The sequence below is a fragment of the Asticcacaulis sp. genome, assembly GCF_027484505.1.
GTDB lineage: Bacteria > Pseudomonadota > Alphaproteobacteria > Caulobacterales > Caulobacteraceae > Asticcacaulis.
This window is the reverse complement of record NZ_JAIXSV010000241.1, coordinates 1-19212: the sequence shown is the minus strand read 5'-3', so window position 1 is coordinate 19212 and position 19212 is coordinate 1. Positions and strand designations below refer to the sequence as shown.

General features: G+C 61.4%; 15 protein-coding genes and 1 other RNA gene. 6 read left to right on the top strand and 10 right to left on the bottom strand.

What is annotated here, in order from left to right:
* The first annotated feature begins 75 nt into the window (after positions 1-75).
* From Q0072_RS14185 to Q0072_RS14175, 3 genes are read left to right on the top strand one after another with little or no spacing between them, the layout of a single operon-like run.
* A complete protein-coding gene (locus Q0072_RS14185) occupies positions 76-2406 on the top strand; it encodes an ATP-dependent helicase (protein ID WP_298331321.1) in 2331 nt (776 codons plus the stop codon).
* On the top strand, positions 2406-3227 hold the full coding sequence (locus Q0072_RS14180; protein ID WP_298331342.1) for a peptidylprolyl isomerase: 822 nt from the start codon (positions 2406-2408) through the stop codon (positions 3225-3227). Before Q0072_RS14185 ends, Q0072_RS14180 begins: the two co-directional genes overlap by 1 nt.
* Complete coding sequence (locus Q0072_RS14175) at positions 3224-3577, top strand: RusA family crossover junction endodeoxyribonuclease (protein WP_298331319.1); 354 nt, start codon at positions 3224-3226, stop codon at positions 3575-3577. Before Q0072_RS14180 ends, Q0072_RS14175 begins: the two co-directional genes overlap by 4 nt.
* A gap of 1 nt (position 3578) precedes the next feature.
* On the opposite strand, the gene Q0072_RS14170 is transcribed toward Q0072_RS14175, so the two are convergent.
* The 3 genes from Q0072_RS14170 to ssrA form a co-directional block, all read right to left on the bottom strand.
* Complete coding sequence (locus Q0072_RS14170) at positions 3579-5738, bottom strand: serine hydrolase (RefSeq protein ID WP_298331317.1); 2160 nt, start codon at positions 5736-5738, stop codon at positions 3579-3581.
* A 26-nt stretch (positions 5739-5764) separates the two neighbouring features.
* Positions 5765-6286 carry a ClpXP protease specificity-enhancing factor SspB gene (locus Q0072_RS14165; RefSeq protein ID WP_298331315.1) on the bottom strand — a complete coding sequence of 174 codons (522 nt, stop codon included), beginning with the start codon at positions 6284-6286 and terminating at the stop codon, positions 5765-5767.
* A 419-nt stretch (positions 6287-6705) separates the two neighbouring features.
* Positions 6706-7060, bottom strand: a transfer-messenger RNA (tmRNA) gene (gene ssrA / locus Q0072_RS14160).
* 153 nt (positions 7061-7213) lie between these two features.
* On the opposite strand from ssrA, the gene Q0072_RS14155 reads away from it, so the two are divergent.
* Positions 7214-7846, top strand: coding sequence for a hypothetical protein (locus Q0072_RS14155; protein ID WP_298331312.1), 633 nt, complete (start codon positions 7214-7216; stop codon positions 7844-7846).
* 128 nt (positions 7847-7974) lie between these two features.
* Here the strand turns inward: Q0072_RS14155 and Q0072_RS14150 are convergent, their stop codons facing one another.
* From Q0072_RS14150 to adh, 3 genes are all read right to left on the bottom strand, one after another.
* On the bottom strand, positions 7975-8523 hold the full coding sequence (locus Q0072_RS14150; protein ID WP_298331310.1) for a DUF1353 domain-containing protein: 549 nt from the start codon (positions 8521-8523) through the stop codon (positions 7975-7977).
* Between the two features lie 129 nt (positions 8524-8652).
* Positions 8653-9687, bottom strand: coding sequence for an alcohol dehydrogenase AdhP (adhP, locus tag Q0072_RS14145; RefSeq protein WP_290794636.1), 1035 nt, complete (start codon positions 9685-9687; stop codon positions 8653-8655).
* A 267-nt stretch (positions 9688-9954) separates the two neighbouring features.
* Positions 9955-11472, bottom strand: a complete 1518-nt coding sequence (gene adh, locus Q0072_RS14140; protein WP_298331306.1) for an aldehyde dehydrogenase — start codon at positions 11470-11472, stop codon at positions 9955-9957.
* A gap of 245 nt (positions 11473-11717) precedes the next feature.
* On the opposite strand from adh, the gene Q0072_RS14135 reads away from it, so the two are divergent.
* Complete coding sequence (locus tag Q0072_RS14135) at positions 11718-12770, top strand: sigma-54-dependent Fis family transcriptional regulator (RefSeq protein WP_298331304.1); 1053 nt, start codon at positions 11718-11720, stop codon at positions 12768-12770.
* Here Q0072_RS14135 and Q0072_RS14130 read toward each other — a convergent pair.
* The 4 genes from Q0072_RS14130 to miaA all read right to left on the bottom strand — a co-directional run bounded on the left by Q0072_RS14130 (position 12752) and on the right by miaA (position 18043).
* Positions 12752-13594: a HAMP domain-containing protein gene (locus tag Q0072_RS14130; protein WP_298331302.1), complete on the bottom strand. Its 843-nt coding sequence runs from the start codon at positions 13592-13594 to the stop codon at positions 12752-12754. The genes Q0072_RS14135 and Q0072_RS14130 overlap by 19 nt on opposite strands.
* A 405-nt stretch (positions 13595-13999) precedes the next feature.
* Complete coding sequence (locus Q0072_RS14125) at positions 14000-15811, bottom strand: IlvD/Edd family dehydratase (protein ID WP_298331301.1); 1812 nt, start codon at positions 15809-15811, stop codon at positions 14000-14002.
* Between the two features lie 27 nt (positions 15812-15838).
* The gene (locus Q0072_RS14120) at positions 15839-16990 is read right to left on the bottom strand and encodes an aldose epimerase family protein (RefSeq protein WP_298331299.1); all 1152 of its coding nucleotides are present in this window, start codon (positions 16988-16990) and stop codon (positions 15839-15841) included.
* A gap of 192 nt (positions 16991-17182) precedes the next feature.
* Entirely contained in the window at positions 17183-18043 is an 861-nt protein-coding gene (miaA, locus tag Q0072_RS14115) for a tRNA (adenosine(37)-N6)-dimethylallyltransferase MiaA (RefSeq protein ID WP_298331297.1), read from the bottom strand.
* A 77-nt stretch (positions 18044-18120) separates the two neighbouring features.
* Here miaA and Q0072_RS14110 point away from each other — a divergent pair.
* The coding region (locus Q0072_RS14110) for an Mrp/NBP35 family ATP-binding protein (protein ID WP_298331295.1) at positions 18121-19212 on the top strand (1092 nt) is incomplete at its 3' end.

Sequence of the window (19212 nt, the reverse complement as noted above, 5' to 3'; positions counted from 1 at the left end):
CTGGCCCTGTGCATAAGCTCTGAGGCGTGATGTTTCCGTTTGGTTCCGCCCGGCGAACGGGCTAGACTGAGCGACATGAACGAAGACGTTTCCATCCCCATCAGTCAGCGGGCCTCGGTCAACGGGGCCTCTTTCAGCAGCGATTTTTTCAAAGGTCTGAACCCTGAACAGGCCGACGCCGTGCGTTCGACCGAAGGGCCGGTGCTGGTTCTGGCTGGCGCGGGTACGGGTAAGACGCGCGTTTTGACCACGCGCATTGCGCATATTCTGGCGCAGGGGTTGGCCAAACCGTGGGAAATCCTCTGCGTCACCTTCACCAACAAGGCGGCGCGCGAAATGCGCGAACGCACGACGCGGTTGGTGGGGCCGTCGGCGGAAGGCCTGTCGAATCTGGGCACCTTCCACTCGATCGCCGCCCAGATGCTGCGCCGTCATGCCGAGCTGGTGGGCTTGAAGTCGAGCTTCAACATCATCGACGACGACGATCAGACGCGCCTGCTGAAGCAGATCATGGAGGCGCGGCGCATCGACACCAAGCGCTTCCCGCCCAAGCTGATGGCGCACTTCCTTGACCAGTGGAAGAACAAGGGGCTGACGCCGGATAAGGTGGCCAAGATGACCGCCGACGAGGGCGCGCAGTTCGCTTTCAACAAGGGACCGGAACTCTATGCCGAGTATCAGGAACGCCTGAGGGTGTTGAACGCCTGTGATTTCGGCGACCTTTTGCTGCACACGCTGAAAATCCTCAGCGAACATCCGGACATCCTCGCGCACTATCACCGGCGGTTTAAATACGTGCTGGTGGACGAATATCAGGACACCAATATCGCGCAGTATCTGTGGCTGCGGATTCTCACCAATGCCAATCGTAACCTCTGCTGCGTCGGTGACGACGATCAGTCCATCTATGGCTGGCGCGGGGCCGAGGTCGATAATATCCTCAAGTTCGAGCGCGACTATCCGGGGGCGAAGGTCATCCGGCTGGAGCGCAACTACCGCTCGACTCAGCATATCCTGTCGGCGGCGTCGGGCCTGATCCGCGCCAACAGCGCGCGTCTGGGCAAGACCCTGTTCACCGATCAGCAGGGCGGCGAAAAGGTGCGCGTGCAGGGCCTGTGGGACGGGGCCGCCGAGGCGCAGGGCATCGCTGAGGATATCGAGCGTCTGAAAAAGCAGGGCCGTGCCTATTCGGACATGGCGGTTCTGGTGCGTGCCTCGTTCCAGATGCGGGCCTTTGAAGAACGCTTCCTGATGCTGCAAATCCCCTATGTGGTGGTGGGCGGCCCGCGCTTCTTTGAGCGGGCGGAAATCCGCGACGCCATCGCCTATCTGCGCCTGATCCAGTCCGAAGACGACGATCTGGCCTTTGAGCGCATCGTCAATGTGCCCAAACGCGGCATAGGCGACGCCACGGTGCAGAAGCTGTTGATGCAGGCGCGCCTGGCCGGGCAGAGCGTCATGGCTGCGGTGCGTGATTTGGTGCAGACCGATGAACTGCCGGCGCGGGCCAAAACGCCTCTGGTCGGGTTCCTGCGCGATTACGACCGCTGGGTGGCGGCGCTGAAAGGCATATCGCATGATGCGCTGCTGGACATGGTGCTGACCGAGAGCGGCTATTACGACATGCAGCGCGCTGACAAGACGTCGGGCGGGACGCGCATCGACAACCTCAAGGAAATGATGAACGCCATGCAGGACTTCGAAAATCTCGAAGCCTATCTGGAGCATGTGTCGCTGGTCATGGACCTGGAGCGCGACAATGGTGAAAACAGCGTGCGAATCTCGACCCTGCACGCCGCCAAGGGGCTGGAATTTCCGGTGGTCTTCCTGCCGGGCTGGGAAGAGGGCGTCTTCCCGTCGCAACGCTCGATGGACGAAAACGGCCTGAAAGGGCTGGAGGAGGAGCGGCGGCTGGCCTATGTCGGGCTGACGCGGGCGCGTGAAATTGCGCGGGTCAGTTTTGTGGCCAATCGTCAGGTCTTTGGTCGCTGGACCAGCCAGATTCCGTCGCGCTTCATCGACGAAATGCCCATCGACCACGTCGAGGCGACGTCGCAGACCGGCTATAATCAGGCGGGCTGGCAATCGCAGGAAAGCCGCTGGGCCAAAGACAATTATGGGGCGGGTTATCAGCCGAACCATACGAAAAGCGAAACGAAACCCGAGGGCCGCTTCAGTGACCGCCTGTCCGGTGTCGATATGAGCCGGCTGGAGAAAAAGCCGCAACCGCACCGGCAACCGGCCGCCAAGCCGCAACCGTCTAAGGGCCTCAGTGTGGGCACTCGCGTCTTCCACAGCAAGTTCGGCTATGGCCATGTGGTCGAAACCGAGGGCAACAAGCTGGTGGTCAATTTCGACATTTCGGGCGAGAAGAAGGTCATCGACAGCTTCGTGGAGAAGGCGTGATGAAGGCTTGGGGGGCGGGGATCATTGCGGCGTTAGGCTTGCTGGCGACGGCAGCGGCCGCGCAGGACTGGACGCCGCTTGATGCCGACAATACGCTGATCCTAGAGACGACGCAGGGGCGGGTCATCATCGCCCTCAGCCCGCAAATGGCGCCGCAGGGTGTGGCGCGCATCAAAGACCTAACGCGGCATGGCTTTTATAACGGCCTGCTTTTCCATCGCGTGATCGACCATTTCGTGGCCCAGACCGGTAATCCGAACAATAAGGACGGTGGTCGCAGCACCCTGCCGGACCTGCCGCTGGAGGCGGTGTTCAGGCTGAGCGACTCGGTGCCGCACACGGTGGTGGCGCAACCCGATGGGGCGACGACCGGCTTTATCGGCGCGGTGCCCTATGTGGCGATGACGGACCGGCATATGTCGCCCGCCAGTGATGGCAGTCGGGCTGTGCGGGCCTGGGGGACGCACTGCCGCGGCGTGCTGGGCATGGGACGGGGCGAGGCCACTGACTCGGCCAATAGCGAGCTTTATCTGATGCGCGATAGCGTGCCGAGACTTGACCGCGACTATACGGTCGTGGGCCGGGTCGTGTCCGGCTTCGAAGCGCTGGCGGCCCTGAAGGTGGGCGAACCCCCGGCGCAACCCGACGCGATGCTTCAGGTGCGGTTGCTGGCTGATATGCCCGCGGCTGAGCGCCCGAAACTGGAGATCATGAACACTACCGGCGCGGCCTTTGTGGCGCTGGTCAAGGCGAAGCGGGCCGAAAAAGGTGCGGATTTTTCCGTCTGCGACATCACGGTGCCGGTGAGGGCCGTGCCGTGACCTGGAGCGTGTTTGGCAAGGTGCGGGCGCGGGAAACCGATGAGGGGATTGAGCTCTTCATTGATGGTCTGACGACGCAGGCCAAATATTACAAGCCGCTGGTCTATGAGTTTTTCCGTAAGGAGTGGCGCGGGTCGCGTCCGGCCTGGGGCGACTATGCGGTCGAAATTCGCATGGAGCATGTCGGTGATCCGCCGTGGATGGACCTCGATAACCTCGCCAAGGCGCTGCTCGATGCCATCAAGGGGTTTGTCTTCCACGATGACAGTCAGGTGGCGCGGCTGCTGGTCGAACGCTTCGAAGGCGAACGCGAGCAAATCCATATCCGCGTCTATGCGCTGAAGCGGTGAATTACCCCCACGGCGTGAGCGCGCCCCAGCTCATCAGCAGGATGGCATAGCACAGCCAGCCGATATTGAGCGCCGTATGCGCCGCCTTTTGCCAGAGGGCCCAGCCGTCGGCGTGATAATGGGCCTCTTCATAGACGCGGTAGAGGCTACCGAGCTGAAACAGGGTGGCCAGAGAGGCCAGGACCGCCAGCCACGACGCCATCTGTAACTGACCGCTGGGCCAGTGGGTGAACAGGGCGCTGGGGTCGCCGCTCAGGCCCTGACGCCAGGTGTTGAACAGGGCGATGGCCAGTATCCACACAGCAGCGGTGGCGTAGGACATCCACGTCGCGGTGACCTGTGCCTCGGTCGGGTGATCGCGCTGACCCACGCGGCTGAGCCCCATCAGCACCAGCACGCACGAACCCAGCATGAGCGCCGTCAGATTATACAGGGTCGAAGGCCGGTGCGCCCAGCCGACGCGCTCGAAGCGGGCCATATTGGTGCTGGTTTCAAAGGCGGTGGCGCGGCCGCCCTGCGGTCTGAACAGGAAATGCAGGCCATCATTGCCGATCTGTGGCCCCAGCGGATTGGCCTCCTGCGGAATGAAGAAGCCACGCGCTGCCGCCGCGACATAGGCCGAGGACCCGTCGGGCGCGGAGACGATCAGACGCCCCTGTGCATCGGCATCGACCTCCACCGTGTTGATCAGCCGCGTCACCGCGCCTTCCAGCCCGCCATAGGCACGCCGCGTCGAAACATAGGCCCCGCGCAAGGAGTCGAAATAGGCACGATCGGCGGCATAGGTCTGCGGCGGCTGACGTGGGGCGGGGGTTACGCCGCCTTCGACGTGCTGGATCAGCAGTTCGGGATAGGCGCGCGTCAGCGTGTCGCCGGTTTCGGTGTTGGCCGCAATGAAGATGCCCAGATTGCGTTCGGGCACCAGAATCATATTGGCGTTGAACCACAGGGTCGCGCCCGTGTGGCCGTATGTCTTCAGGCCCTGCGCCGTTTCGCCTATACGCAGGCCGGACGCCCAGCCATTATAGCCCTTAGGCATGGTCAGTAGCGGCGAGCGGAAGGCCTGAGCCGAGGCTGGACCGAACAGGGTCACGCCGTCAAGACTGCCGTTGCCCAGCAACATGGACATGTAGCGTGCCATATCGGCGGCGGTGGTCGAGGCCCCCAGCGCCCCGGCCATAGGCAGGGCGTGGTCGAAGGGCTGCGCCCGGAAGGTGGCGCCATCCCAGATAAAGCCCTGTGACAGGCGGTCGGACAGGCCGCCCGGCATGGGTGCGGGCAGGCCTTCTGCGGCGGCATTGGGGTGGATCAGCGCCGGGTCATAGGGCTCGCGCAGGGTGGTCGAGCCGAGGCCCAGCGGCCGGAATATACGTGCTTCCATCAGGGTCGGCACGTCCTTCGCCTCGGCGGTACGGGCGGCGGCACGTGCGGCCAGTGCCGCGCCGTAGTTGGAATAGGTGGCGAAGCTGCCCGGTTCGCGCAGGCGCTGCGGCGCGTGGCGGCGGAAATAGGTGTCGGTCGATTCGATGCGCCCGTCTTCGAGCCGGAAGAGGTGGCCCAGAGAGGTGTCCTCAAACCCCGCCGTATGGGCCATCAGATCGCGCATGCGGATGGGTTTGAACCGCCGGTCCCTGGCGAAAATATCTTCGGGCAGATAGGCGGCGACGGGGCCATCGAGCTGGATTCGCCCGGCCTCGATCTCCTGCCGCACGGCGATCCAGGTAAAGGTCTTGGTGATCGAGCCGATGCGGAACAGGCTGGTGCGGGCATCGACCGGCCGGTGGGGCGTCAGGCGGTCATAGCCATAGCCCTTGATCAGCAGCGGTGTACCGCCCTGCACCACGGCGACGGTGACCCCCAGCACATGATCGCGCTGCATCAGGGCCGAGACGGTGGCGTCGGTAAAGGATTCGATGTCTTCCGGGCTGACCGGACGATTGACCGGGGCGGGTTCGGTCACGACGGGCGGAGGGGCGGCCCGACGCGGGGCTGTACGCGTTGCCCGCGGTGTCGGGGGCGGGCTGACCTGCGCGGGCGTGACTTCGGCGGGTGGGGCTTCGACGGGCGGCACCGGCGTGGCCGCCACGCTAGGCAGGTTCAACCCCAAAACGAGGCAGCCGGCGGTGAGCAGGGCTATCAGGCGGGCAGACGGTCGGCGCATGTGGCGAAACCCTGCGAAGGCGGCGGCTATTTCTTGCGGAACTGATCGAGCGAGACGACCTTCGGGCCCGTATCGGGGGGCGGGGCGTCGGGATCGAGCTCGGTCGGTTTGGCCATATCAGCCGTTGCGGTCGGCTCCGCGATCAGGCCCTCATCGTCATTGGCCTCCAGCGGTTCCTCGACGTCGAATTCGAGGATGAACTGCACGCTGGGGTCATAAAAGCGGGTGATGGCCGACAGCGGGAAGCGCAGCACCTTTGGCACGCCGCCGAAGCTGAGGGTCACGCTGATGCGGTCGCCATCGACCTTCAGTTCGCGATACTGGTGTTGCAGCACGATGGTGATGTCGCGCGGATAGCGTTTCAGCAGGTCGTCCGGGAGGGTCACGCCTTCGGCGCGCGTCAGGAAGGTGACGTAGAAATGGTGGTCTCCGGGCAGGCCGTGCGGGTGCGACGCCTTGATCAGGGCTTCGCGGATCACACCGCGCAGCGCGTTCTGGGTCAGGGTCGCATAATCCATGTGGTCAATGACGGACGGCGTATCGGTCATGTCGGGCGGGGCACCTGCATTAGAGCGCTTTCCGAAAAGTGTAATGCACTTTTCGGATAAAAAAGCGCGTTAAACCAGAAATTTAGAGCGTTATTTCGATTCAGAATGAACGAAATACGCTCTGGGGGGATTAAATCTGCCCCAGACTTAACACGGTGCGGCTGAAACAAAACAGCAAAATGCCTGCCGGTGCGAGATTTCCCCGACTTGTGATGGCTTTGGAGGTAGGAAGTGGCGAGGTTCTGTTGCCAGGCCCCAAATCTTGGTTTGAGAACGCGAGGGCCTCATCGCAATAAGTGGGAGGGTGGCGAGGTTCTGTTGCAAGGCCCTCGAAATGTTGGGAAGGTGCTGGACTTCTGTTGCCAGGCGTCCCCCATCTTCACTTACAATTGGCGAGGGCCTGATCGGAATTTGGAGGAAGTGGCGAGGTTCTGTTGCCAGGCCCTCGCCGGGCCCCGCCTAGGGAGCTTAAGCCCTAGGAGTTTAGGTGGATTAGATCCGCCGCATTACGCAGCAAGAGCTTGATCCGAAGCGAAGTTATCGTTCGCAACTATAATTTTGAGCCGATCACAGAGGCTCAAACTGAGGGAAGGCTACACCTTTACACGTCTGTCGATGCTGATCGGCCCCATATAAGCTCCGCAAACGGAGGGAAATGGTGGAGCCGCCGGGAATCGCACCCGGGTCCAGTCCGCTTATTACGTGGGCGTTTATCCCCATAGTTCCCGAGGGAACATCTCTAATATAGGCGGTTCGTCCGCCCGGCGAAAGAGGGCACGCGGGATTTTTCGCCCCCCATCAAACGGCCGCAGAAAGTCATGCGAGTTGACCGTGAATTAAAACCGTTGTCATCTGGCATGAGCGTAACAATGGATAAATTGGCAGGCTCAGCTACCTGTGGTTGCCCGTCGAAGGGCGGAGGAGAAGATGAAGACGTTTTTTCTAACCATACTAGGGGCCATTTTTTTCACCGGTTGTTCAAGCTCTAAAGCTGTAACCGATGATACGTGTGAAATTTTTCAACCCGGTGATACGCGGTACTCGCATTTGAGGCCAATTGGCTGGAGTTTACTTGATCCGAATCCGGATAGTTCTTCAACGTTCCAATTTTACAGCGATGGTGGGGAAAATGAGACGGTCTCTTTAAGTACTATATTCGCCCTTTCTGAGATTGTTACCCCAGTTAAAACTGCTTCGGTTTTAAGCAAGAAAAAAATTGAAATCCATTATACGGGATTTGTTAATTGCGATCTTTCTCCCCCGTCGGACAATATGTCTATATGCTTGGATGATTACTGTCGGCTTGAATTTAGTGTCAAATTAAATCAAATACGAAAGCCAAAAATATACATTTTGTCACGAGGCGAAAAGCATTATGTGCTTCGCCACCAACCGGTTTGTATCGCGTCTGCTATGATGTTTTTAGCTGGTCAACATGGTGCATGGGGGAAAATTAGTGAAGCAGATTTTACTTTTTCTGACGATAACATTGACTGGTTTGTTTCTCCAGCATCTAAGCTAGCTCACTGCATCCGTCAATTCAGAGGCCGTATCCGATAAACATTTTAGGCTCAGGTCGTGCTGTGACTAATGGCTTCAGGTGAGGAAGGTATTGCTTTGGTTTTCGACTGCGCAGTGGGAGTGAATCGAGCGGCCTATGCCGATAGAGGCCCTTCTCGAAAGCTGTGTCAAAGGGGCTGCGGGCCGTTGGTTTCGCCGCTGAAGGCCGTATGGCGTTCGAACGGGGCAATCTCAAGACGCTTGCCATCGCGCCAGTCCGCAAAGGTCCGGTTCCAGATGCGGCGTTCCTTATTGTAACCGCTGCTGCCGCCCAGTCGCACCGCCGCGTACAGAATAAGGCGTTTGACCCACGCCACCTTCAGTTCACGCAAGGCATGGAGAAAGACGCGATCGGCACGCGCCCGCATGTCGGGTTCGCCCACGGCGTAGAGCCAGTCGTGCACGACCGCCGCCTTGGCATGGCGACCAAAGGCAGGGATCAGGCCGCGCACCAGCCACGGGATGGAGGCGAAGTCGGTGATATAGCTTTTCGGCACACGAAACCTCAGACCCTCGATCTGATCTTCATATACAAAGCTCTCACAAAGCACGGCGGTGGTGCGCCCTTCGCGCTCGATGTCGCCGTCCAGCACCGCCACCAGAAGCGCAGACGGCATGGTCGGAGCGTATTTCAGTCCCATTTCGGCGACCGGTTTTGTCTCGGAATAGAATGGCATGTCCCCTCCACATAAGCACGCGTAACACTATTCTCTGAAAGCGATCTCAAGACAAGGGCGGGTTGCGCGGGTATAAAAAAACGCCCTGCGGGGGAGGGGGCAGGGCGTCGGCTTGCGCGTCACAGGCGCTCAGGCGGTCAGGTCAAGCACGATGCGGCCTTCGATCTGCCCCTTGTGCATACGCGCAAAGATGTCGTTGATATTTTCGAGCTTTTCCGTGGCAATGGTCGCCTTGACCTTGCCATCGCTGGCGAAATCGAGCGATTCCTGAAGGTCGAGGCGCGTGCCGACAATCGAGCCGCGCACCGTGACGCCATTAAGCACCATGCCGAAGATGTCGAGGGGGAATTCCCCCGGCGGCAGACCATTGAGCGACACCGTCCCGCCGCGCGACACCATGCCGAGCGCCTGTTTGAAGGCGGTAGTCGAAACCGCCGTGACGAGCACGCCCTGCGCCCCGCCATCGGTGGCTTTTTTAATATAGGCCGCGGGATCGGCTTCCGTTTTGGCATTGACCGTCACGGTCGCGCCCAGACGGCGGGCGAGGTCGAGCTTGGCGTCATCAATATCGACAGCGGCGACGTTCAGCCCCATGGCCTTGGCATACTGCACGGCCATGTGGCCCAGACCGCCGACGCCGGAAATAACCACCCAGTCGCCGGGCTTGGTGTCGGTGACCTTTAGCCCCTTATAGACGGTCACCCCCGCACACAGGACCGGTGCGATTTCGGTAAAGCTGATGTTTTTGGGCAGGTGACCGACGAAGTTCGGATCGGCCACCACGTATTCAGCAAAGCCGCCATTAACCGAATAGCCGGTGTTGAGTTGGGATTCGCACAGGGTTTCCCACCCGCCCAGACAGTGGCGGCAATGGCCACAGGCCGTGTAGAGCCACGGCACGCCGACGCGGTCGCCTTCTTTGACGTGCTTGACGCCCTTACCCACCGCCGAGACGTAACCGACGCCTTCGTGACCGGGGATGAAAGGGGGATTGGGCTTCACCGGCCAGTCGCCTTCGGCGGCGTGCAGATCGGTATGACAGACGCCAGACGCCTGAATGGCGACCTGAATCAGGCCTTCACCCGGTTCAGGCACCGGCACTTCATCAATGGTGAGGGGCTTACCGAACTGGCGGACGACGGCGGCCTTCATGGTTCTGGCCATTGTGCGTTTCTCCTGCGGATGGGGACGAGGATGATATTGAGCCGGGGCGGTGCGTACCGCCATGCGACGGATGGGCGCGCGTAAAAACAGCGCGGCGACTTTGGATCATTATGATTTCTGGTAGAAACATAATGATCCAGCTTTTGTTTAGCCCCTCGCCGGGCGGTGGCTTTGCCACCTTGGCCGCCGCCTCAATGGCGGCTTGAGCGAAATGATTCCATTAGAAGTCATTTCGCTCTAAAGCCCCCGCGCTTTTTGCGTTTCCGATCAGAAGAAGCCGAGCTTGGCCGGCTGATAGGAGACGAGGATGTTCTTCGTCTGCTGATAGTGGTCGAGCATCATCTTGTGCGTTTCGCGCCCGATGCCCGACTGCTTGTAGCCACCGAAGGCCGCATGGGCCGGGTAGGCGTGGTAGCAGTTGGTCCACACGCGGCCCGCTTCAATGCCGCGACCGGCGCGATAGGCCGTGTTCATGTCGCGGCTCCACACACCGGCGCCCAGACCATAGATGGTGTCGTTGGCGATTTCGATGGCCTCTTCCACTGTCTTGAAGGTGGTAACCGAGACGACCGGACCGAAGATTTCCTCTTGGAAGACGCGCATCTTGTTGTGGCCTTCGAAGATGGTCGGCTTGATATAGAAACCGTCCTTCAGGTCGCCGGACAGGTGGTTGGCTTCGCCGCCGGTCAGCACCTTGGCACCCTCCGCCTTGCCGATATCGAGATATTTCTGGATCTTCTCGTACTGCTCCAGCGAGGCCTGAGCGCCGATCATCGTGCCCATGTTGAGCGGGTCGCCCTGGGTGATGGCTTCGACGCGTTTGATGGCCTTTTCCATGAATTTGTCATAGATCGACTCGTGGACCAGAGCGCGCGACGGACAGGTGCAGACCTCGCCCTGATTGAGGGCGAAGAAGGCAAAGCCTTCCAGCGCCTTGTCGAGGAAGGCGTCGTCTTCGTCCATCACATCGGCGAAGAAGACGTTGGGCGACTTGCCGCCCAGTTCCAGCGTGATGTTGGTCAGGTTGTCGGCGGCGGAACGCATGATCTCCTTGCCCACGCCGGTCGAGCCGGTGAAAGCGATCTTGGCGATGCGCGGGCTCTTGGCCAGCGGCGCGCCGGCCTCGATACCGGTGCCGTTGACGATGTTGAGGACCCCCGGCGGCAGCAGGTCAGCGATCAGTTCGGCGACGACAAGGATCGAGGCCGGGGTCTGTTCGGCGGGCTTCAGCACCACGCAGTTACCGGCCGCCAGAGCCGGGGCCAGCTTCCATGCGGCCATCAGAATGGGGAAGTTCCACGGGATGATCTGACCCACGACGCCCAGAGGCTCATGGAAGTGATAGGCGACCGTGTCGTGGTCCAGTTCGCCGATCGAGCCTTCCTGCGCGCGGATGCAGCCGGCGAAATAGCGGAAATGGTCGATGGCCAGCGGAATGTCGGCGGCGGTGGTTTCGCGCAGCGGCTTGCCATTGTCCCAGGTTTCGGCTTCGGCGACGAGGCTGAGATTGGCTTCGAGGCGGTCGGCGATCTTCAAGAGGATGTTGGAGCGCTCGGTCACCGAGGTGCGCCCCCAGGCCGATTTGACCTTATGGGCGGCATCGAGCGCACGTTCGATGTCCTGTGCGTCGGAGCGCGGCACTTCGCATAGCTTCTGGCCGTTCACCGGCGAGATATTGTCCATATAGCGGCCATTGACCGGCTCGACCCATTCCCCGCCGATAAAGTTGCCGTAGCGGGTTTTGAACGGTGTGGCGGCGGTGAGATCGCGTTCATGCTTGGTCATGCGAGTTGTCCTTGTTTGATTGGGCTACGCCCCCTGAGGCACCCAGCCTGCGCCCGTGACAGGCAGGCCCGCAAGGACGGACAAACATGATGCGCCGCAGCATCACGCGCATTGTGAAACCCCGCAAATCCCTGCTGTCGCAGGCTGCATCACAGGTGTCGAATATGTCGCATTCTGCGACAGGTGACAGCGGCCTGAACCGGGCGCATAATGACCGGAGCAAACGATAAAAGCGGCAGGAAACCATGACCAACGATCCGGCCCGCGTCGAGGCGGCGCGCAAGGCCTTCTTCGAAAAGCACAGCCTGCCCGTCGATCAGGTGGGGCACGCCATACTTCGCTCGTGGATACGCTGCGCCGATATGGGGCTGAACGCCGCCGCCGACCCGCGCACCGAAGCGCCCTCGACCACCGATGTGCGCCTGCTGCACGAAAAGCACGAGGCGCTGCGCCGCATTTCGCGGCCGGAGCTGGACGCCCTGCACGCCGAGGCGCGTGAGCTTTCGGGCATCGTCATCCTGACCAATGCGCGCGGCGAAATTCTGGATGCTGTGGGTGATCCGGGCTTTGCGGGCAAGGCGGCGGAGGTGGCCCTGCGCCCCGGCGTCCTGTGGAGCGAGGACGGCACCGGCACCAATGCCATCGGTACGGCCATTGCCGAGCGCCGCCCCGTGGCGGTCAACGGCGCTGAGCATTACTTTCAGGCGCACCGCGTGTTAAGCTGCGCGGCGACACCCATTATAGACCCGCGTGGGGCTGTGCTGGGGGTGCTTGACCTCTCCACCCCGGCCCATATGCAGGGTGGACACATGCTGGGCCTGATGCGGCTGGCCGTCGAACAGATCGAGCACCGTCTGTTCCGCGAAGGCTTTGAGTCGTGCCAGACCCTGCGTTTCCACAGCGATTCCAGCCTGCTGGGCGCGGCGCGCGAAGGCATACTGGTCTTCCGCGACGGGGTGGTGGTTGCCGCCAACCGTCGTGGTCTGTCGCTCACCGGGCGCAACTGGGACGATCTTGACAGCCTGCGCTTTGACGACCTGTTTGATGCCGGGGGCTTGCGGCCTGGCGCGCTGCACCTGCGCGACCACGAAGGGCGGCTCTATCACGCGCGCTGCGATGAAGATGGCACGGCCCCGGCGATGACGAACCTTACCGAGGAGCGGCTGGATGATGTGGAGACGGCGGCCATCCGGCGCGCGCTTGAGGCGCATGGCGGCAATGTCAGTGCGGCGGCGCGGGCGCTTGGTATCCACCGCTCGACCATTTACCGCAAATCGGGTCAGTCCAGTATCAGCTGACGCGCTTCCAGCGCTTGCAGGCGTTCGGCTTCGCGTTGAGCCGCGACGATCTTTTCCGCTTCGATGGCGTGGGCCTTGAGCCGGCCTATGGCGCGCCACAGAGCGTCCACCTCATCCTTGCCCTCGGCTTCGGGGACGGGCGTGTCGAGATGCCCTTCCGACAGGCTGATGATAGTTCCCGCCACATGACGCAGAGGGCGGGTGATGAAGTGCAGAATGGCCCAGGCCGACAGACCGAGTATGGCGGCGATGGAGACCAGCGCCATGATCAGGAAGGTCTGACTGCGCTGTTGTGAAAAGGCGACGGCTTCGGCCTGAGTCTGCGCCAGTTCCTTGTGCGCTTGGACCACCAGACTGTCGAGCCTCTGCTGAAGGGTTATGCGATTGTCACGGTCGCCCGTCCCGACGGCTGTGGCCTTGGCGATATCGCCTTCGTTCGCCAGTTTGACCACGGTGCGGCGGCTGGCGATCAGGTCACGCGCGGCGGCTTCGATCAGTTTGTAATCTTCGCGCTCTTCTGCGTCTTTTGACAGTCGCCAGTCGTTCAGCGCCTGCTCCAGCTGATCGAGATTGCGGGTAAGGTGGCCCGCAAATACCGAGGCTTCGGCCGTGTCCTTGGACAGGTAGATGCCGCGCGACTCCATCACGATTGAGCTGACCATGCGGTTGATGCGTTCAATGTCATACGCGTGTTTGTAGGCAGCCCCGTACTCGCTCATCATGGTCTTGTAGCGATCCAGAGACACCAGGGCGAGGCCGGTAATCAGCAGGGCCATGACGCCGAAGGCAGCAATCAGGGCCATCAGGCGCAAACGAATCGACATAGGTAACCACCCGCAACAGATAACGCGATTACAGAACGTATAGATGCTTAAGTGTAAAGATCGTGTTTAATGCGCTCGTTTTGGTTATGAATTGGGCTATTTATTGTATTTGGCGGTAATATATTGCACGGAAAATGATGTCCGCTATACGTCAGGACCTGACGAACATTTGCGCGGGATAAAAAGTATTAACTCTGATCAGGTGGTAATAAAAAACCGCCGGAGGGTGATCCCCGGCGGTTGATCAAACAGAGACAGTTGCAGGTTTTAGAGCGGAATGATTTCTGATGGAATCATTCCGCTCAAGCCGCCATTGAGGCGGCGGCCAAGGTGGCGCAGCCACCGCCCGGCGAGGGGCAAAACAAAAATCTAGATCATTATCTTTCTACTAGGAATCATAATGATCTAGTGATTGTCGCGCGGTACGCCCGCACCGACCTGAGCGATGCGCTGATACTTGACGGCGTTTTCAAGCACCATGCCCGAGCCCATCTGACCGACGACGCCCCGCTGCATTTCCTGCCACGGCGTCTGGTGCGCCGGATACTGGAAGCCACCGGCGGCCTCAAGCGCGGCGCGGCGCTCGGCGATTTCGGCATTGGAGATCAGGACGTTGACCGTGTTGTCGTTGAGATCGACGCGCACCTGATCGCCGGTTTGCAGGATGGCGAGGTTGCCGCCTGCCGCCGCTTCGGGCGAGGCGTTGAGGATGGATGGCGAGCCCGACGTGCCGGATTGACGACCATCGCCGATGCAGGCCAGCGAGGTGACGCCGCGTTTCAGGAGGTAGTTGGGGGCGCGCATATTGACGACTTCGGCGGCACCCGGATAGCCGATAGGGCCGGCACCGCGCATGAACAGGATGCAGTGTTCGTCGATGTTCAGGGATTCGTCGTCAATGCGGTGGTGATAGTCTTCCGGGCCGTCAAACACGATGGCGCGGCCGGTAAAGGCGTTGGGCGAGGCCGGATCGGACAGGTAGCGCTCACGGAATTCCGGGCTGATGACCGAGACCTTCATCACCGCCGAGTCGAACAGATTGCCCGACAGGACGCGGAACCCGGCGGCCAGCTTCAGCGGCTGCTCGAACGGGCGGATGACGCGCTCGTCTTCGATGACCGCATCGCGGCAGTTTTCGCCGATGGTCTTGCCGTTGGCGGTGAGGGCGTTTTCATGGATCAGGCCGTGCTTGATCAACTGCCCCACCACGGCGGGGACGCCGCCGGCGTGGTGGTAGTCTTCGCCCAGATATTCACCCGCCGGCATCAGATTGACCAGCAGCGGCACCTCTTCGCCGTACTGCTGCCATTCCTCGATCTTCAGGTCCACGCCGATATGACGGGCCAGCGCATTGAGATGGATGGGGGCATTGGTCGAGCCGCCAATGGCCGAATTGACGCGGATGGCGTTGATGAAGGCGTCCTTGGTCAGGATGTCCGATGGCTTCAGGTCCTCGTGCACCATGTCCACAATGCGCTTGCCTGTGCGGTAGGCGCATTCCTGACGGTCGCGGTGCGGGGCCGGGATGGCGGCCGAGTAGGGGAGCTGCATCCCCAGCGCTTCGGCCAGGCTGTTCATGGTCGTCGCCGTACCCATGGTGTTGCAGTAGCCGGTCGAAGGGGCCGAAGACGCCACCAGCTTGATAAAGCCCTGATAGTCGATCTCCCCGGCGGCCAGCAGCTCGCGGGCCTTCCACACGATGGTGCCCGAACCGGTGCGCTCACCCTTGTACCAGCCATTGAGCATCGGGCCGACCGACAGGGCGATGGCCGGGATGTTAACCGTGGCGGCGGCCATCAGGCAGGCCGGGGTCGTCTTATCACAACCGATGGTCAGCACGACGCCGTCCAGCGGATAGCCGTAGATGACTTCGACGAGGCCGATATAGGCCAGATTGCGGTCAAGCCCCGCCGTCGGGCGCTTGCCCGTTTCCTGAATCGGGTGGACCGGGAATTCCAGCGGAATACCGCCCGCTTCGATAATGCCCTCACGGATGCGTTTGGCCAGTTCAAGGTGATGGCGGTTGCAAGGGCTGAGGTCAGAACCGGTCTGAGCGATACCGATGATCGGCTTGTCCGACTGCAACTCCTCCAGCGACAGGCCGAAATTCATGTAACGCTCAAGGTAGAGCGCGGTCATGTCGGCGTTTTCAGGATTGTCGAACCAGGCGCGCGAACGGAGCTTGGTCTGGGAACGGGAGAGGTTGCGGTCGGACATCGGTGTGGGGATTCTTTACTTCTTGGATTACTTGGCGACGAAGAGGTGGTGAACCGTCGTCTGGGTGTAGGTTTCGCCGGGGTTCAGACGGGTGGTCGGGAACTGCGGCTGGTTCGGGCTGTCGGGGAAGTGCTGGGCTTCGAAGGCCACGGCGTCGCCCATGCGGGTGACCTGACCGTTGCGGCCCGGAACCTTCCCGTCGAGGAAGTTGCCGGTGTACATCTGGATGCCCGGCTCGGTGGTGAGGATTTTCAGGCCGCGGCCCGACTTGGCGTCGATCAGGGTGACGGCCTGTTTCGGAGTCTTGGTCACACCACCGCGCAGCACGTAGTTGTGGTCGATGCCGAGGCCGATCAGGATTTGCGGATCGCGGGCGTCGCGCACGCGTTCATTGATCACCGCCGGCTTGGTGAAATCGAACGGTGTGCCCTTGACCGGGGCGATATTGCCGTAGGGAATGGCGGTTTCATTGGTGGGCAGATAACCGTCGGATTCCAGTTGCAGCGAGGCTTCGAGCGCCGAGCGGCCCGAACCCACACCCGCCAGATTGAACAGGGCGTGGTTGGTCAGGTTGACGATGGTCGGCTTGTCCGTCGTCGCCTTGTAGCGGATGGTCAGATCGTTGTTTTCATTGAGGCTATAGGTCACCTCAATCTTCATGGTGCCGGGATAGCCTTCCTCGCCATCCGGTGAGGTGTAGGTGAAGGTGGCCGAAGCCTCGCCCGTCTTGCCACCGCTCTTGACCGCAGCCAGGGTCCAGTTGACCTTGTCAAAGCCTTTCAGGCCGCCGTGCAGGTGGTTGCCATTATTGTTGGTGGCCAGCGTGTAGGTCTTGCCATCCAGCGTGAACTTACCCTTGGCAATGCGGTTGGCGTAGCGACCGACGGTGACGCCCAGATATTGCGGGGTTTCGACATAGCCCTTCAGATCGTCATAGCCGATGGTGATTTCGGCGGCCTTGCCCTGACGATCCGAGGCCCACAGCGATTGCAGGGTTGCGCCATAGGTGATGACCTTGGCCGAAACGCCCTTGGCGTTTTTCAGCACCACGGCCTTAACCTCGCTGCCGTCGGACAGCTTGCCGAAGGTTTCGCTGGTGGCGGTGGCGGCCTGGGCGGCATTGACGCCCATCAGCGTCAGAACAAGCGCTGCGAGCGCAGACGAATTGCGGAGAGTCATGGCGTCAGGCCTTTCCCATAAAGGAGCTGTTTTGCGTTTCCCATAGTCATTTGGCGCCGGTTCACGCCGGATGCCGTAACAGCCTGATTAAACCCTGCCTTTTAGTCAGACAATAGGCAAATGAGGTTTTTTAATTATATGATAAAACACGCGGATGCAATCCCGCTCAGCGTCGCGCGGGCTGATTTTGGATCAGGTGACAGGAAACTGATTGCCGAAAAAGGTCGTCTGCCGCTTGGCGTAGTTGCGGGTCTTCTGTTTGGCCAGAGTGCGGGCCTCATCCAGCGTCATTTCGCCCTTCAGATGCGCCCACAGTTCCGGCAGGCCCAGCACGCGCAGAATGGACCAGTCGGCCTGTAGGCCGGCTTCCATCAGGGCGCGAACCTCGTCCAGTGCGCCGCGTTCCAGCATCAGGTCAAACCGCTGGTCGCAGCGGGCATAGAGCCCGTCGCGGTCGGGTTTGAGGATGTCGAAGCGATAGCTGCCCGGCGGCAGAATGGGGTGGGTGTCGGTCTGCCAGTCGCTGAGCGCCCGCCCCGTCTGCCACACCACTTCCAGCGCGCGGCACAGGCGTTGTCGGTCATTAGGGGCCAGACGCGCTTCAGTTACGGGATCGAGCGACCGCAGGATGTCGCGCACACAGGCCTCTCCCTGTTCGTCGTAGGTGGTGCGGGCACGCTCACGCACCTCAGGCTCGATTTCCGGGATTTCGGCCAGTCCGCGCACCAGAGTGAGAAAATAGAGCCCCGTGCCGCCGACGATGCACAGGGGCGTTTCGCCCGTTTGTGCGGCGGCGATAAAGGGCAGCGCAGCGCGCAGCCAGTCGCCAGTGGACCACTGCTGATCCGGGGGTAAAAAGCCATACAACTCATGCCGGGCCTGCGCGCTTTCTGCCGCATCCGGCCGCGCCGTCAGCAACGGCACATCGGCATAGAGTTGCATCGAGTCGGCATTAAGGATCACCCCGCCGGTTTTGGCCGCCCAATCCAGCGCGCGCGCCGTCTTGCCCGAAGCGGTCGGGCCGCCCAGCAACAGAATGTGAGGGTCTGGCATCGGCAGGGTCTGCAAAAGGGGTTGTGTCGTTTCTATTTCCGCCTATACGGCGCAGGGCATTCTACGGAAAGACAAATATGGCTGATCTCGACAAACAGCAGGTACTCGACGCGCTCAATACCGTCATCGACCCGGTGAGCGGGCAGGGGCTGGCCACGGCCGGGCTGGTGCGGGGTCTGACCGTATCGGGCACGCGCGCGGGTTTCATGCTGGAGGTGTCGGCGGCACAGGTCGAACGCTATGCGCCGGTGCGCGAGGCTGCCGAAGCGGTTCTGGCGGCCCTGCCCGGTATCGAAAAGGCGCAGGTCGTCCTGACCGCCGAAGTGGCCGAACCGCATACGCCGCGTCCCGGCCCGCAGGCCAAACTGTCGCCGCAGGCCGCCGATCAGGGCAAGCCCAAAGCCCCGGTGGCTACGGCCCGTCCGGATCATGTGAAATATGTTGTTGTGGTCGGTTCCGGCAAGGGCGGGGTGGGCAAGTCCACCGTTTCGCTCAATCTCGCGCTGGGGCTGAAGGCGCTGGGGCTGAATGTCGGTTGGCTGGATGCCGATATTTACGGGCCGTCGGGGCCGGTCATGCTGGGGCTAAATACACCGCCGTCATTCAGTGATGATAAGAAGATGCTGCCGCCGGTGGCCTTTGGCCTGAAGGTCAATTCGGTCGGCTTTCTGGTCGATGCCGATCAGGCGATGATCTGGCGCGGGCCGATGGCGTCGCAGGCCCTGACGCAGTTGCTGACTCAGACGCAATGGGGCACGGCGGAGGCCCCGCTCGATGTGCTGATCGTCGATCTGCCGCCGGGCACGGGCGATGTGCAACTGACCCTGACACAAAAGACGCTGATCGACGGGGCGGTGGTGGTCTCGACGCCGCAGGACATGGCGCTGATCGACGCGCGCCGCGCCGTGACCCTGTTCGACAAGACGCAGATACCGGTGCTGGGGATTATCGAGAACATGGCCTATTTCGTCGGTGCCGACGGTACGCCGATTGAGATTTTCGGCCGCGGTGGCGCGCAAAAGATGGCGCAGACGCTGGAACGGCCGTTTCTGGGCGAAGTGCCGCTCGATCCGGCCTTACGTCAGGCCGCCGATCGGGCTACGCCGCTGCGTGATGGTCCGATGGCAGAGCGGTTTGCCGCGATGGCCAAGGCGTTGTGGGGCGATCTG